Genomic DNA, 13,970 nt, shown 5'->3' with positions numbered 1-13,970 from the left:
CATGGCCCGGCCACCGTCTTGGTGGCGCCACGACGGAACCTGCGATGGGCATCACCTCGGTTGCCGGTGTACCGGTCAATGAATGGCACCACGCCACCTGCCATTGCGGCGCGGTGGAACTGCGCCTGCACCTGCCCGACGGCATCGTCGACCCGCGCTGCTGCGACTGCTCGATATGCCGCCGGCGCGGCGCCATGGCGGCCAGCGTGCCCTTGGCCGGGCTGCAGATCGTCCGCGGCGCGGACGCGCTGCGTCTGTACCAGTTCAACACGCACGTGGCCGAGCATTATTTCTGCAGCGTATGCGGCATCTATACCCATCACCGGCGCCGCTCGAATCCTGAGCAGTTCGGCTACAACGTAGGTTGCCTGGAAGGCATCGACCCGTTCGCGCTCGGCCCGGTGCCGGTCAGCGATGGGGTGAACCATCCTGCGGACAGGGTCGCGCCTGCGGTCCAATCCCCGTGAAGACAGCCGACATGTCGGCAACAGCCAGCGCGGGCCGACGGAGGTTTCAGAAAAGCTTGATCCGCTTCTCGGTCTTCCCCCACCGACCTTTTACGCAGCCTATTGGTTGAGGTGGGTGGTTTTAGCTTTTTCCATAGTGCGACGCCTGTTCTCGAGACGGACGCCAGCCTGCTTCACGCTCCGCTGCGGGTGAGGCCGAAGGCCTTGCTCATTCCGTTCCACAGGACATGAGTTTACGTATAACAGCGATCCGTACCGGGCTCGCGCTCACGCTGGCGCTGGCCTCGAACATGGGCATTTCCCATACCGCAGTGGCCGCGCCGGCCAAGGAACCCATCGCGTACTTTGCCGGGGTGATGAGTGCGCCGCGTCAGCACGCGCAGGAGTTTGTTTTCGGTGTGAGCGATCCGGCGGTGGTGGCGACGCTTCGCGCCGAGCTGGGCACGGGCCAGGCCCTGCAGGCCGGCAGTTCGACATGACGGTCAAGCGCGGCCGCACAAGTTACAACCCCGACTGGAACTTCCACGTCCTGCCCGAGAGCGTCAAGCTCAGCTTCGCCAGCATCGAGGTCTGCGATGCAGACCCGGTCGAGATTGAGGACAACATCGAGCTGGTCGGCGGCGCCCTGCTGCCGGGCTACCACTGGTGCCCATGGAGCATGCGGCTGTCACGCGAGGTGGCTGTGCAGTAGCGGCCAATCCGCCTGCGCCCCGGCCGTGCGGCGCCGGGGCGCTTGAGCCGGCTGCTTCAACGCCGCGCCGAAAGCACCATCGACAACGGGTTGTGCAACTGGGCCTGCCAGAACTCCAATCCCCCGCGCTTGAGGTCTTCGGCCTGTGGAAGCGGCAAGCGCAGCTGCAGGTCGCCCAGGCCGGCCGCCTCTGCGGCGCGCGCATGCTGGGCGGCCGACCATTGCCGGTCGCACACCCGCTCGGTACCGTCCAGGTCAAATGTCACGACGAGCTCCGGACACTCGCCCACGTCGCGCTGCGACAGCACGCGCACGCCGTATCGACTGTTGTCGCCGAGCGCCAGCGCGTAGTCGGGGTTGTTGCAGACCGCCAGAAACTGCCCGCCGGTGCGGAGCAGCTGTGCCGCCTTACGGTACAGGGTGCCAAGCTCGCGCTCGCTGCGCGCCCGACACAACCACCAGCCGGCGAACACCGTATCGAAGCGAGCCGTGCTCGGCAGGTCCATCGGCTCCATGCACTGAAAGCTCATGCGATCGCCGCACTGTGCGGACAGGCGCCGACCTTCCTCCACCATCGGCACACAGGCATCGACTCCCACGACGCGCCGCGCGCCCTGCGCAAGCAGTTGTCGACCGTACCACCCGGTAGCGCAAGCCAGGCTCAGCACCTCGCGGCCCTCCAGCGGGTCGGCCAAGGCGAGCAGTTCGCGCAGCTCAAGCCGCCGGACCGGTTGATACCCGACCGCACGTGGTTGCAGATGGTCGGCAAACGCGGCCGGAGAACGGTTGACTGAGGCGGCGGCCTTCATTGTCCAGCTCGAGAGCGACACGAACCACAGCATGGTGGGCAGCGGCCGTCGCAGCAAGAGCTGGTCGCGCCAACGGCAGCAGCCGCTGGCGCAGGGGGTCAATGGGGACGAGGCTTGCTGAAACCTACCTTCTGCCATGGCGCGATGCCACCGCGGCCAACGCGTGATGGACGCTTGCGCGGCAGGCGGCGGGAAAGTGCGGACGGGACGGCATCGACCGGCTCGGCGGTCACAGGGCGCGCGGGGAACAGACGATCAAGCAGGCGCATGGAGTGTCTCCGTGTGGGGCTACGGGACGATTCATTTTCCACGGCGGGCAGCACAGCGGGGTGAGCAGCCGATGACGCACCGGTGACATCCCGCCGCCACACTTCAAGCGGCCTGTGCGCGGCACCCTGCCACCCGCAGGAATACGCGCAACAAAAAACCCCCGTTTCCGGAGGTTTTCATGTTCTGCAGCGTGGTGGGCGGTACAAGGTTCGAACTTGTGACCCTTGCCGTGTGAAGGCAATGCTCTACCGCTGAGCTAACCGCCCGGTGCTGCTGAGCCGCTCATTATAGGGGCTTTTCCGATGCCGTCAACACTTTTTCACGGCCGGCTTCGGCGTGGGTAGGTGACGACCGTTGGTCGTCACGCTTCAGCGGCGCAGCCGTGCCGTTGGGAGCTGCGGCGCGCGCCCGAGCAGGAGCGTGACGACCAACGGTCGTCACCTACCGGGGGGCAATGTCACGGGGACGCTGCGGGTCACCCTTCAGCGGCGCAGCCGTGCTGTTGGGAGGTGCAGCGCGCGTGCAAGCAACGGCGTGACGACCAACGATCGTCACCTACCGGGGACGTTACTTACAGGGTGCTGGTTGGCTTTTCCGAGCCGCTCATGCCGGCCAGCAGGGTTTCGATGCGGTGGCGCACGCCCTCCCCTTCCTGACCGTCGGCCAGCTGCACGCCGATGCCGGCCGGACGGTTGCCCTGCGCGCCCGCCGGCGTCACCCAGATCACCTTGCCGGCAACCGGCAGTCGCTCGCTGGACTCGGGCAGGGTCAGCAGCAGGAACACCTCGTCGCCGAGGAAATACCGCTTGGGCGTCGGTACGAATACCCCGCCGTTCTTCACGAACGGCATGTACGCGGTGTAGAGCGCGGCCTTGTCTTTGACAGCCAGCGAGAGGATGCCCTGGCGGGCGTTGGTGGCACTCATCGGTTTCCCCTGGGTTGCCGTTCGTTGACCTTGTTCCAGGCCATCAGCAGTTCGACCACGGCCAGATCGCCGCGCACCGTGGTGCGCAACAAGTCGCGCGTGCGGTTGGCCGCGTCGAACCACGCGGCCAGCTTGTTCAATCTCTCCGGGTCGGTCAAGCCAGCGCTGCTGGCCTGCGCCAGCGCAAGATCGGCGGCAAAGCGCAGACGCAGCGCGGCGTCTTCATCGCCACACCACTTCTGCGCCAGTTCCACGGCGGTGCTGCGCCCGACGGCCAGCTGCTCCAGATCACGTCCAACCTGCCGGCGCAGGTCCAGGCCGTCCTCGCGCAGCCATTGATCAGCCAGGCCCGGATGGCCGCGCGCGGCATCCAGCGCTTCGCGCGCGTCAGCGTCGCTGTGCCCCTGCTGCTGCAGCCAGGCCAGCGCTTCGGCGGCGGGCGGCAGCTTGAACTCCAGCTTCTGGCAGCGGCTGCGGATGGTCTGCGGCAGACGGGCCGGATCACTGCTGATCAGCCACAGGTAACGGCCGGGCTGCGGCTCCTCCAGCGTTTTGAGCAGCGCATTGCAGGCCGAGCGGTTGATCGCATCCGCCGGGTCCACGATGACCACCTGGGCGATGCCGTACTGCGGCGTCAGCGCCAGCTTCTCGCTGATCTCGCGCACCTGTTCGATGACGATCTCGGTGCGCAGCTTGTCGCCGCTCTTGTTGGGAATGAAGGAAATGAGCTGCAGGTCCGGGTGGGTGCCTGCCGCCAGCAGCTGGCGGGTGCGCTCGGCCTGGGCTGGCGTGCCGCCGGACAGGACGTGGGTGGCCAGCGCAATGGCCACCTCGCGCTTGCCGAGCCCGGCAGGGCCGCAGATGAGCATGCCGTGGCCGAGCCGACCTGCGTCGAGCGCGGCCAGGGTCTGATCATAGGCACGCTGCTGCCAGGGTGCGAAGCCGTTCATGCCACCGCTCCTTGTGCCAGCCAGCGCTCAACGCATGCCACCACGTCGGCGGCCACCTGCGGCTGGGGCTGGCCCGCGTCGATCAGCGCGAACCGCTGCGGGTCGGCCGCAGCGCGCTGCTGGAAGGCGGCACGTACACGGCCGAAGAAATCGTCCCGCTCGGCCTCGATGCGGTCCGGACCGGCATCGCGCCCGCTGGCACGCGCACGACCCACGGCGATGTCCACATCCAGCAGCAGGGTAAGGCCGGGCAGCAGACCCACGGCGCGGCGCTCAAGCTCGGCGATCCATGTCACGTCCAGGCCACGGCCGCCGCCCTGGTAGGCGTAGCTGGAATCGGTGAACCGGTCGCTGATGACATAGGCACCGCGCTGCAGCGCTGGCAGGATCACCTGACGCACGTGCTGGGCGCGGGCCGCGAACACGAGCAGCAGCTCAGCCTCGGCACTGAGCGGCTCGGCGGCGATCTCGGCATCGGGCGTAAGGACCAGTGCGCGGATGCGCTCGGCCAGCGGCGTACCGCCCGGCTCACGGGTCAGCAGCACCTCATGGCCGTGGCGCTGCAGGCAGGTCTGGATGGCGTTGATGGCGGTCGTCTTGCCCGCGCCCTCGCCGCCTTCAAGGCTGACAAAGCGCGGGTGACGCGGCAGCGCGGAAGTCATTGCGCCGGGGTCTCCTGGGTACGTTGTTGGCGCAGCTGCTGCAGGTAACGCGCTACGGCGGCATTGTGCTCTGCATAGGTGGCCGAGAAAGCATGGGCGCCGCTGCCGTCGCCGACCGCAACGAAGTACAGCGCGTCGCCGTCAGCCGGCTGCGCGGCGGCCATCAGTGCATCCTGGCTGGGCATCGCGATCGGGGTCGGGGTCAGGCCGCTGCGCGTATACGTGTTGTACGGCGTATCGGTGGTCAGGTCGCGCTTGCGGATGTTGCCGTCGTAGGCCGCGCCGAGGCCATAGATCACCGTCGGGTCGGTCTGCAGCCGCATGCCGATCTTCAGGCGGCGGGCAAACACGCCGGATATCTGCGGCCGTTCGCTGGCAAGCGCGGTTTCCTTCTCGATGATCGAGGCCAGGATCAGCAACTCGTATGGGGTACTGATGGGCAGGTCATCGGCGCGCGCATCCCACGCTTCAGCCAGCGCCTTTTCCATCGCGGCGTGGGCACGTTTGAGCACATCCAGGTCGGTGTCCCCGCGCTGGTAGACATAGGTCTCCGGCAGGAACCGGCCTTCCGGATGCTGGCCACCAAAACCCAGACGCTCCATCAGCGCGGCATCGTCGAGGTCGTCGGTGGTGTGCACCAGCGGATCGGCACGCTTGAGCGCGGCGCGAAGCTGCCGGATGTTCCAGCCTTCGATGATGGTCAGCCGATGCTGCACCACCCGCCCCTGGCGCATGCGGGTGAGCAGTTCGCGCGGGCTCAGCGTGGCATCGAGCGCGTACTCGCCGACCTTGAGCTTGCCGGCCGCGTCGAGCTGGCGCGCCAGCAGCTGCCACTGCGCGTCCTGCCCTTCGTTGATGCCGGCCTGGCGCAGTTTGCGCAGCACGGTGTTGAAGCCATCACCGGGGGCGATGACCATGCGCTCGGCGCTGGGCGTGAGTGGCGCATCGGCGAACTGACGCTGCTTGTAGTACAGGAACGCGCCGGTGCCCATGGCGATGGCGCCCAGCAGAACCAGCACGGTGATGACCAGCAGACAGCCGCGCTTGGCCCACGCCATGGAGTACCCCGGAAGATCGGACAGGACGTGCAGGATACCGTGTGCAGTGATGCCGGTCATGGCCTGCCGGTACGTCGCCGGGCAGCGCCGGGCAACGCGGCCTGCCGCCGCTACCGGCCGAGTGCCCGCAGCAGGCCGCGGGCCTTGGCCCGGGTCTCATCCAGTTCCTTCTCCGGATCGGAGTCGACCACGATGCCGGCGCCGGTGCGGAAGCTGACCTGGCTGCCGTCCACCTCAGCGGTGCGGATCAGGATGTTCAGGTCCAGGTCGCCATCGCGGTTGAGCCACCCGAAGGCGCCGGTATAGGCGCCGCGCGGCACCTGTTCCAGCTCGCTGATGATCTGCATGCAGCGCACCTTCGGGCACCCGGTGATGGTGCCACCGGGGAAGGTGGCGGCGATCACCTGCCCCGGCGTCACGCCCTCGCGCAGCTGGCCGCTGACATTACTGACGATGTGATGCACATGGGCGTAGCTTTCCACGCTCATCAGCTCGTCCACCACCACACTGCCCGGTTGGCAGATGCGGCCCAGGTCGTTGCGCTCCAGGTCGATGAGCATCACGTGCTCGGCGCGCTCCTTGGGATGTCCAACAAGCTCCTGGATGCGCGCAGCGTCGTCGTCGCCTTCGAAGCGCGGGCGGGTGCCGGCGATGGGGCGGGTCTGCGCATGACCGGCATGCACCGACACCAGCCGCTCCGGCGAGGAGCTGACCACGTGACGCCCATGCGCGGTGAACAGTCCTGCGAACGGCGCCGGGTTGGCCCGGCGCAGCTGCGCGTACAGCGCCTGCGGGCTGACCGGGGCGTCGAACCGCGCGCACCAGCGCCGTGACAGGTTGACCTGGAATACGTCGCCGGCACGCAGGTACTCGATGATCCGGCGCACGCCGTCGGTGAAACGCTGCGGAGGATCTTCGCTGACCTCACGCGGCGGCTGCCAGTCGTGGCCCGCCTCGGCCACGGGCGCCTGCAGCTGGGCGATCAAGGCCTGCAGCAACGGCTGCTGGTCCGCTTCAGCCACCACGTAGCTGCGTTGCTGCTGATGGTCATGCAGCACCGCAGCGCGGCAGCGCAGGGCCAGCGCGGTGGGGTGCTGGTCGGCGCGCGCCCTGGCCGGCAGCACCGGCTCGACCTGACTGGCCAGTTCGTAATCCAGCAGCAGTGCCCAGCCGCCACGGAACGGCAGACTGCGGTCTTCGGCCAGCGGCAGGCGTTCAGCCTGCCAGTGGCGGTCCAGCACGTCGAGGAAGCTGCCTGCGTGCGTATCGCCCTGCTGGTCGTGGACCTGTCCGTCGGGGTCCAGCCGCAGCAGCTCATCGCCTGCGGCGAGCAGCAGGCTCCAGCGGCCCTGGGCGGTGCCGGAGGCCGTGGATTCCATCAGCAGCGGGAAACGCTGGGGGTTGGACTGCTGCAGCGCGAGCAGGTCGATGGCGTGCGAAAGTGGCTGGATCAGCGGGGCGTCGGTCATGGCGGCGATGATACGGGGTGCAGATGCACGAAAGCCGCCTTGCGGCGGCTTTCGCGTCTGGATCAACCGCTGTGACGACCAACAGTCGTCACCTGCCGAGGCGGCGGAGGATACCAACGGGCGTCAGATGCGCTTGAACACAAGGGTGCCGTTGGTGCCACCAAAGCCGAAGCCGTTGGACATCACCACGTCGACCTTGGCCTGGCGTGCCTCGTTGGGCACGTAATCCAGGTCACAGCCTTCGCTCGGCTCATGCAGGTTGATGGTCGGCGGGATCAGGTCGTCGCGCAGGGCCAGCACCGAGAAGATGGCTTCCACGCCGCCGGCCGCGCCGAGCAGGTGGCCGGTCATCGACTTGGTCGAGCTGACCATCATCTTGTAAGCGTGCTCACCGAAAGCGGTCTTCATCGCCATGGTCTCGCCGAGGTCACCCAGCGGTGTCGAGGTGCCGTGCGCGTTGAGATAACCCACCTGTTCCGGCGTCACGCCAGCGTCCTTCATGGCCATGGCCATGCAGCGCGCGGCGCCTTCGCCGTTCTCGCTCGGGGCGGTCATGTGGTACGCGTCGGAGCTGGCGCCGAAGCCGGCCAGTTCACAGTAGATCTTCGCGCCACGCGCCTTGGCGTGCTCGTATTCTTCCAGGATCAGGATGCCGGCACCGTCGCCCAGCACGAAGCCGTCGCGGCCCTTGTCCCAAGGCCGGGAAGCGGCCTGCGGGTCATCATTGCGGGTGCTCATCGCCTTCATCGCGCAGAAGCCACCCAACGCGGTCGGCGAGGAGCCACGCTCGGCACCACCGACGACCATCACGTCCGCGTCGCCGTACTGGATCATGCGCATGGCCGTGCCGATGGAATGGTTGGACGTGGCGCAGGCCGACACCGCCGAGAACGACGGACCCTTGAGACCGGTGATGATGCTCAGCTGGCCCGGCAGCATGTTGATGATGGTCTTGGGCACATAGAAGGGCGAGATCTTCTTGCCCTCATGGAACTCGATGGTCTGCTCTTCGATGCCGAGCAGGCCGCCGATGCCGGCGCCAACGATGGCGCCAATGCGCTCGGCATTGGAATCGGTGATTTCCAGGCCCGAATCATTCAAGGCCATGAACGAGGCACCGAGGCCGTAATGGATGAACGGGTCCATCTTTTTGGCATCCTTGCCGCTGACCCGGTACCTGCCGAACTGTTCGTTGTCGGCGGTGATGTCAAAGCCTTTGACCTCACCTGCAATCTTGGTGGTGAAACGATCCAGGTAGGCTTCAGAAACGTTGGTCAGCGGGCCGATGCCGGAACGGCCTTCGGCGATGGCCTTCCAACTGGAATCCAGATCATTGCCCAGGGGCGAGACCATGCCCATGCCGGTGACGACGACGCGACGCTTCATTGCTGATTCTCCTGGCCCGTGGGAAACGGGTATGACGCGGGGTAACGCTCAAATACACGGGGCCGCGAATGCGGCCCCATGGGTGCTGTGCGCAACGGGGCAGCCAGGCTGCCAGCGCTGCGCATCAGCCGCCTCGGCATCAGGCCTTGACGTGGGTGTTGATGTAGTCGATGGCCAGCTGCACGGTGCTGATCTTCTCGGCTTCTTCGTCCGGAATCTCGCACTCGAATTCTTCTTCCAGCGCCATCACCAGTTCGACGGTGTCGAGCGAGTCAGCGCCGAGGTCCTCAACGAACGATGCCTTGTTGGTGACTTCTTCTTCCTTGACGCCCAGCTGCTCGACGACGATTTTCTTGACGCGTTCTTCGATGGTGCTCATTGGGTATTGCTCCAGATGGAGTAGTGGTTCAAAAAGTTCGCCATCGCTGGCGATGGCCGTGGGATAGTGTAGTGGAAACCGGCGACGCCTTCATAGCGGAAAAACGACTGCCGGATCAGCCACTTGCGGCGCAGTCCGTGCGCCCCTTGCTTACGGCATGTACATGCCGCCGTTCACATGGAGGGTTTCGCCGGTGATGTAGCCGGCCGCCGGGCTGGCCAGGAAGGCCACCGCATGAGCGATGTCGTCCGGCGAACCCAGACGCTCCAACGCGATGTCACCGATCAGCGCGGCGCGCGCTTCTTCCGGCAGCGCCTTGGTCATGTCGGTGTCGATGAAGCCCGGCGCAACCACGTTCACGGTGACGCCGCGCGAACCGATTTCCTTGGCCAGCGACTTGGAGAAACCGATGATGCCGGCCTTGGCCGCTGCATAGTTGGCCTGGCCGGCGTTACCGGTCACGCCCACCACCGAGGCGATATTGATGATCCGGCCCTTGCGCGCCTTCATCATGCCCCGCATCACCGCCTTGCTGGTGCGGAATACGCTGGTCAGGTTGGTGTCCAGGATCGCGGCCCAGTCGTCTTCCTTCATCCGCATCAGCAGGTTGTCACGGGTGATGCCGGCGTTGTTGACGAGGATGGAGATCGCACCGAACTCCTTGCTGATGCCATCAAGCACGCTGTCCAGCGCGGCGGCGTCGGTCACGTTCAGCGCACGGCCGTGGCCGCCGACGGCGGCCAGACGCTCGCCAATGGCGGCGGCCCCGGATTCGGTGGTGGCCGTGCCGATCACGGTGGCGCCCTGGGCGGCCAACAGATCGGCGATTGCGGCACCGATGCCACGGCTGGCGCCGGTGACCAGTGCGATTTCACCCTGCAGGGGCTTGCTCATGCTGTACTCCTGATTGCGGAACACCTGCCGGACCACGGCGCCCTGCCAGAGCAGGGCCAGGCCAGCAGCAGAAAAAGGTCAGGCCGCAAAGGCCTCACGGGCGGCGTCGAAGTCGGCTGGCGTGGCCAGACTGCGGCCGTCGATCGACTTGTCGATCCGCTTGACCAGACCGGTGAGCACCTTGCCCGGACCGCACTCGGCGATGCGGGTGGCGCCGCGGGCGGCCAGCGCCTGCACGCATCCGGTCCACTGCACCGGCTGATACAGCTGCTGCACCAGCGCGGCACGAATGGCCTCAACGCCCTCGTGCACTTGGGCATCGACGTTCTGCACCACCGGCAGCTGCGGCGTCTGCCAGGCCAGACCGGCCATGGTTTCAGCCAAGCGGTTGGCCGCTTCGCGCATCAGCGGGGTATGCGAGGGCACGCTCACCGCCAGCTTGACGGCCTTGCGCACGCCCTTTTCCGCCAGCAACGCCAGCGCGCGGTCAACCGCCGCCGCGTCGCCACCAATCACGATCTGGCCGGGCGAGTTGAAGTTGGCCGGCACCACTACCTGGCTGCCCGCAGCTTCTGCGCAGACCTCCAGCACCAGTGCGTCTTCCGCACCCAGTACGGCCGCCATGGCGCCCACGCCTGCCGGCGCGGCTTCCTGCATCAGCTGGCCGCGCAGGCGCACCAGGTGCGCGCCGTCATGCAGGCTGAGCGCACCGGCAGCCACCAGCGCGGTGTACTCGCCCAGACTGTGGCCGGCCAGGACGGCTGGCGTTGCGCCGCCAGCGGCACGCCAGGCACGCCACACGCCGATGCTGGCAGCCAGCAGGGCCGGCTGGGTGTACTCAGTGCGGTTGAGCAGTTCTTCGGGCCCGCCCTGCGACAGTGCCCACAGATCCACGCCTGCGCCTTCGGAGGCCTCGGTGAATGCTTCACGCACCTGCGGGTGCAGCTCGGCCAGTTCGGCGAGCATGCCCAGCGACTGCGAGCCTTGGCCGGGGAAAACGAAAGCAAGGGTGGAATCGGTCACGCGCTCATCCGCTTGGTTTGAATCGAAGCGGGCCATGATAAAGGTGTTACCCCCCAGCCGTCTGTACGTCCGCGTATGCAGGCCATGCACCCGGCTTCGGCAGGTGCCGACCGCGGTAGGTGCCGACTGTTAGTCGGCACGCCCTGGCACGCCCTGGCACGCTCTCGGCACACCCTCGCCTCACCACCCACGCACCCTCCACGCGAGCGCGCAGCAGACCGCAGCACCCGATATCAGGTAAACAGCTCGAGAATGTCCAGCTGCCCGTCTGCGAGGAAATCCGCGCAGACCGCCAGCACCATCAGTACCCCCAGCGTGGTGGCACCGTGGACGATGATGATGGCGTGGGCCAGCGCACGCGCCGACCGCCCCATCTTCATGCTGGCGCGGGCCAGACGCTGCAGGCGCCCGGTCAGCGCATGGGCGTGTTCACGCACCGGCGCCTGTGCCGTGTCCATTGCCGCAGCCATCATGGCCTGCAGCTGCTGCGGGCGCTGCTCGTAATACTTGGCCACGCCGTAGCCGAACATCAGCCAGTCGCGCGCCTGTGCCTGGGCCAGGTCCATGACTTCCAGCGGATCTTCCTCGAAATCGATGAAGCCCACCTTTTCGCCATCCCAGGTGAGGTTGCGCGGCAGCGGCTGGCCAAAATACGCGCCACGCTGATGGGCCTGGGCTATGGCATCCATGGCCGCAGCCACCAGACGATCCCGGCCGGCATCGTCGGCCTGGCGCAGGCAGGTGTTGAAGGAGCTTCCGTTGTCTTCAAGCACCAGCGCGGCGTGGCCACTGCCGATCACCGAGGGCACGTTGATGCCTTGTGCCTGCAGTTCGCCCAGACGACGCGCCTCGGTCTCACGGGCTGCATCGCCACCGCGGTGCGGCGGCGGCCGCAGCGCATCAAGCTGGAAGCGGCGGGCGACGAAGCTGAGCAGCCCCAACGCCAGCGCGCGGCTGCCCGCACCATACTGTTTCAGCCAAGCGCGCTGGCCTTCAATGACGATGGGTTCAACCATCACAACCTCCATAACGCAGAAACGGCCCATCAGGCCGTTTCGCATTTAACGATGCCCTAACAAGCGCTATCAATAACGCAGCAGAGCCGAACCCCACGTGAAGCCGCCGCCAAAGGCCTCCAGCAGCAGCAGCTGGCCGCGCTCGACCTTGCCCGACCGCACGGCGGCGTCCAGCGCCAGCGGCACCGAGCCGGACGAGGTGTTGCCATGCTTGTCGACGGTCACCACCACCTGCTCCATCGACATCTCCAGGCGCTTGGCGGTGGCTTCGATGATGCGCAGGTTGGCCTGGTGCGGCACCAGCCAGTCCAGGTCGGTCTTTTCCAGCCCATTGGCCTGCAGCGCCTCGTCCACGACCGAGTCCAGCGCCTTGACGGCGTACTTGAACACGTCGTTGCCCTTCATCAGGATCGCGCCGCGGCCGGTGGTGTCCTCGCCGTAGCCAGCCGAGATGCCGACCGGGTTCCACAGCAGTTCTTTCTTGCTGCCGTCCGAATGCAGGTGGGTGCTGAGGATGCCGGTTTCCTCGTCAGCCTTGAGCACCACAGCGCCGGCGCCGTCGCCAAACAGCACGCAGGTGGTGCGGTCATTCCAGTCGACGATGCGGGTGAGGGTTTCAGCCCCGATGACCAGCACGTGGCGTGCATCACCGGCGCGGATGAATTTGTCGGCCACGCTCAGCGCGAACACAAAGCCCGAACAGGCCGCGTTCACGTCAAAGGCAGGGCAGCCGCTCGCACCGAGCTTGGCCTGGATCAGGCACGCGGTGGAGGGAAAGATCAGATCGGGGGTGGTCGTGCCGACCACGATCATGTCGAGCTGGCTGGCGTCGATGCCAGCAGCTTCAAGCGCACGCTGCGCGGCATGGAAGCCCAGGTCACTGGTGGTTTCCGTGTCGGCGGCAATGTGCCGCTCCCTGATGCCGGTGCGCGTCTGGATCCACTCGTCCGACGTCTCGACCATTTTTTCCAGGTCGGCGTTGGTCAGCACTTTCTTCGGCAAATAACTACCGGTGCCCGCGATTCTCGAGTAGATCCGCTTGCTCATCATGTTTCCTGTTGCACGGGTGGCCGTCTATGGCTGCCCGGAAAAGAGGCGAAGGCCGCTGCCCGGGGGGCAGCGGCCTCACGGCACATCAATCTTCTTCGACGGCCGAGGTCTTGGTCTGGATGACCTTCTTGCCGCGGTAGAAACCGTCAGCAGTGATGTGGTGACGCAGATGCACTTCGCCGGTGGTCGGGTCGGTGGACAGCTGCTTGGCACTCAGGGCGTCATGCGAACGGCGCTGGCCGCGGCGGGACGGGGTAACACGGGATTTCTGCACAGCCATGGGATAGCTCCAAACTCGGTTCGATTTGCTTCGTCGTTTCGTCGCACAGGACGCCAGCGCCCAGCACATTTCGCTTTCGCCGCAGCCGCCGACGATGACCGGCTGCTATTGTTTCTTCAGCGCTGCCAATGCCGCGAACGGATTGGCCTTGCTCTTTTCTTCCTCGGTCGGCGCCCAGTCACGGTCGACTGCTTCGCCATCTGGCGACAACGGCACCACAGGCACCGCCAACACCAGCTCATCCTCGATCATGTCCAGCGGACTGAGCTGCCCATCCTCGGGGACCAGCAGCGCTTCGTATCCTTCCGGAAGCGAGGCTTCTTCTTCCTCGTCGCGGATCAGGCCGAGCCGTTGCACCAGGTTCACCGGCAGCAGGAAACGCTGCAGGCTGCGCTGACAGATCAGCGGCAACGCGGTGTCGATGGTCAGTTCCACATAGGATACCCGCAAGATGTCGTCGCGAGCGAATTCGAGCGCATAGCGGCACTCGCCTTCAGCATCGGCAACCAGGCCTTGCAGGCGGGTCAAATCTGCCAGAGCTACCTGACCGTCGAAGCGCCTTCGCGCTGCGACCATCCGCCAGGCATCCAGCGTTTCGGGCACGTTCGCGGACATAAGCCGCTGAATGTTAAGGAGCGAAT

At 66.4% G+C, this 13,970-nt stretch carries 18 protein-coding genes and 1 tRNA gene; 3 read left to right on the top strand and 16 right to left on the bottom strand.

Translation table 11 applies throughout. The features are described 5' to 3' along the window. Positions 1-44 precede the first annotated feature (44 nt). From RZA67_RS03305 to RZA67_RS03295, 3 genes are all read left to right on the top strand, one after another. A complete protein-coding gene (locus RZA67_RS03305) occupies positions 45-467 on the top strand; it encodes a GFA family protein (RefSeq protein ID WP_317211159.1) in 423 nt (140 codons plus the stop codon). 227 nt (positions 468-694) lie between these two features. Then, positions 695-946 carry a hypothetical protein gene (locus RZA67_RS03300; protein ID WP_317211158.1) on the top strand — a complete coding sequence of 84 codons (252 nt, stop codon included), beginning with the start codon at positions 695-697 and terminating at the stop codon, positions 944-946. Further along, positions 943-1,158, top strand: coding sequence for a hypothetical protein (locus tag RZA67_RS03295; protein ID WP_317211156.1), 216 nt, complete (start codon positions 943-945; stop codon positions 1,156-1,158). Before RZA67_RS03300 ends, RZA67_RS03295 begins: the two co-directional genes overlap by 4 nt. Before the next feature lie 56 nt (positions 1,159-1,214). Here the strand turns inward: RZA67_RS03295 and RZA67_RS03290 are convergent, their stop codons facing one another. The 16 genes from RZA67_RS03290 to RZA67_RS03215 form a co-directional block, all read right to left on the bottom strand. Next, positions 1,215-2,000: a class I SAM-dependent methyltransferase gene (locus RZA67_RS03290; RefSeq protein ID WP_317211154.1), complete on the bottom strand. Its 786-nt coding sequence runs from the start codon at positions 1,998-2,000 to the stop codon at positions 1,215-1,217. A gap of 65 nt (positions 2,001-2,065) precedes the next feature. Beyond that, on the bottom strand, positions 2,066-2,236 hold the full coding sequence (locus RZA67_RS03285; protein ID WP_317211153.1) for a hypothetical protein: 171 nt from the start codon (positions 2,234-2,236) through the stop codon (positions 2,066-2,068). 192 nt (positions 2,237-2,428) lie between these two features. Continuing rightward, positions 2,429-2,503: transfer RNA gene (locus RZA67_RS03280), tRNA-Val, on the bottom strand. 305 nt (positions 2,504-2,808) lie between these two features. Then, a complete protein-coding gene (locus RZA67_RS03275; RefSeq protein ID WP_317211152.1) occupies positions 2,809-3,162 on the bottom strand; it encodes a PilZ domain-containing protein in 354 nt (117 codons plus the stop codon). Then, positions 3,159-4,112 carry a DNA polymerase III subunit delta' gene (locus RZA67_RS03270; protein ID WP_317211150.1) on the bottom strand — a complete coding sequence of 318 codons (954 nt, stop codon included), beginning with the start codon at positions 4,110-4,112 and terminating at the stop codon, positions 3,159-3,161. The genes RZA67_RS03275 and RZA67_RS03270 overlap by 4 nt, the downstream gene beginning before the upstream one ends. Then, entirely contained in the window at positions 4,109-4,774 is a 666-nt protein-coding gene (gene tmk / locus RZA67_RS03265; protein ID WP_317211149.1) for a dTMP kinase, read from the bottom strand. The genes RZA67_RS03270 and tmk overlap by 4 nt, the downstream gene beginning before the upstream one ends. Then, positions 4,771-5,832, bottom strand: a complete 1,062-nt coding sequence (mltG, locus tag RZA67_RS03260) for an endolytic transglycosylase MltG (RefSeq protein WP_317213791.1) — start codon at positions 5,830-5,832, stop codon at positions 4,771-4,773. Before mltG ends, tmk begins: the two co-directional genes overlap by 4 nt. Before the next feature lie 110 nt (positions 5,833-5,942). Continuing rightward, positions 5,943-7,301: an aminodeoxychorismate synthase component I gene (locus RZA67_RS03255; protein WP_317211148.1), complete on the bottom strand. Its 1,359-nt coding sequence runs from the start codon at positions 7,299-7,301 to the stop codon at positions 5,943-5,945. Between the two features lie 123 nt (positions 7,302-7,424). Continuing rightward, on the bottom strand, positions 7,425-8,687 hold the full coding sequence (gene fabF, locus RZA67_RS03250; RefSeq protein WP_317211147.1) for a beta-ketoacyl-ACP synthase II: 1,263 nt from the start codon (positions 8,685-8,687) through the stop codon (positions 7,425-7,427). Positions 8,688-8,826: 139 nt separating this feature from the next. Then, on the bottom strand, positions 8,827-9,066 hold the full coding sequence (gene acpP, locus RZA67_RS03245; protein ID WP_317211146.1) for an acyl carrier protein: 240 nt from the start codon (positions 9,064-9,066) through the stop codon (positions 8,827-8,829). 150 nt (positions 9,067-9,216) lie between these two features. Then, positions 9,217-9,960: a 3-oxoacyl-ACP reductase FabG gene (gene fabG / locus RZA67_RS03240; RefSeq protein ID WP_317211144.1), complete on the bottom strand. Its 744-nt coding sequence runs from the start codon at positions 9,958-9,960 to the stop codon at positions 9,217-9,219. 78 nt (positions 9,961-10,038) lie between these two features. After that, positions 10,039-10,983, bottom strand: a complete 945-nt coding sequence (gene fabD / locus RZA67_RS03235; RefSeq protein ID WP_317211142.1) for an ACP S-malonyltransferase — start codon at positions 10,981-10,983, stop codon at positions 10,039-10,041. A 233-nt stretch (positions 10,984-11,216) separates the two neighbouring features. Further along, positions 11,217-11,999: a serine/threonine protein phosphatase gene (locus RZA67_RS03230; RefSeq protein WP_317211140.1), complete on the bottom strand. Its 783-nt coding sequence runs from the start codon at positions 11,997-11,999 to the stop codon at positions 11,217-11,219. Positions 12,000-12,068: 69 nt separating this feature from the next. After that, on the bottom strand, positions 12,069-13,046 hold the full coding sequence (locus tag RZA67_RS03225) for a beta-ketoacyl-ACP synthase III (protein WP_317211138.1): 978 nt from the start codon (positions 13,044-13,046) through the stop codon (positions 12,069-12,071). 88 nt (positions 13,047-13,134) lie between these two features. Next, positions 13,135-13,329, bottom strand: coding sequence for a 50S ribosomal protein L32 (rpmF, locus tag RZA67_RS03220; protein ID WP_005408308.1), 195 nt, complete (start codon positions 13,327-13,329; stop codon positions 13,135-13,137). Between the two features lie 105 nt (positions 13,330-13,434). Then, the gene (locus RZA67_RS03215; RefSeq protein ID WP_317211132.1) at positions 13,435-13,944 is read right to left on the bottom strand and encodes a YceD family protein; all 510 of its coding nucleotides are present in this window, start codon (positions 13,942-13,944) and stop codon (positions 13,435-13,437) included. Positions 13,945-13,970 lie beyond the last annotated feature (26 nt).

It is taken from the genome of Stenotrophomonas sp. C3(2023) (assembly GCF_032911385.1).
In the GTDB taxonomy this organism is placed as follows: Bacteria; Pseudomonadota; Gammaproteobacteria; order Xanthomonadales; family Xanthomonadaceae; genus Stenotrophomonas.
Note: the sequence above shows the minus strand (reverse complement) of the source record. Positions and strands in the feature narration are given on the sequence as shown.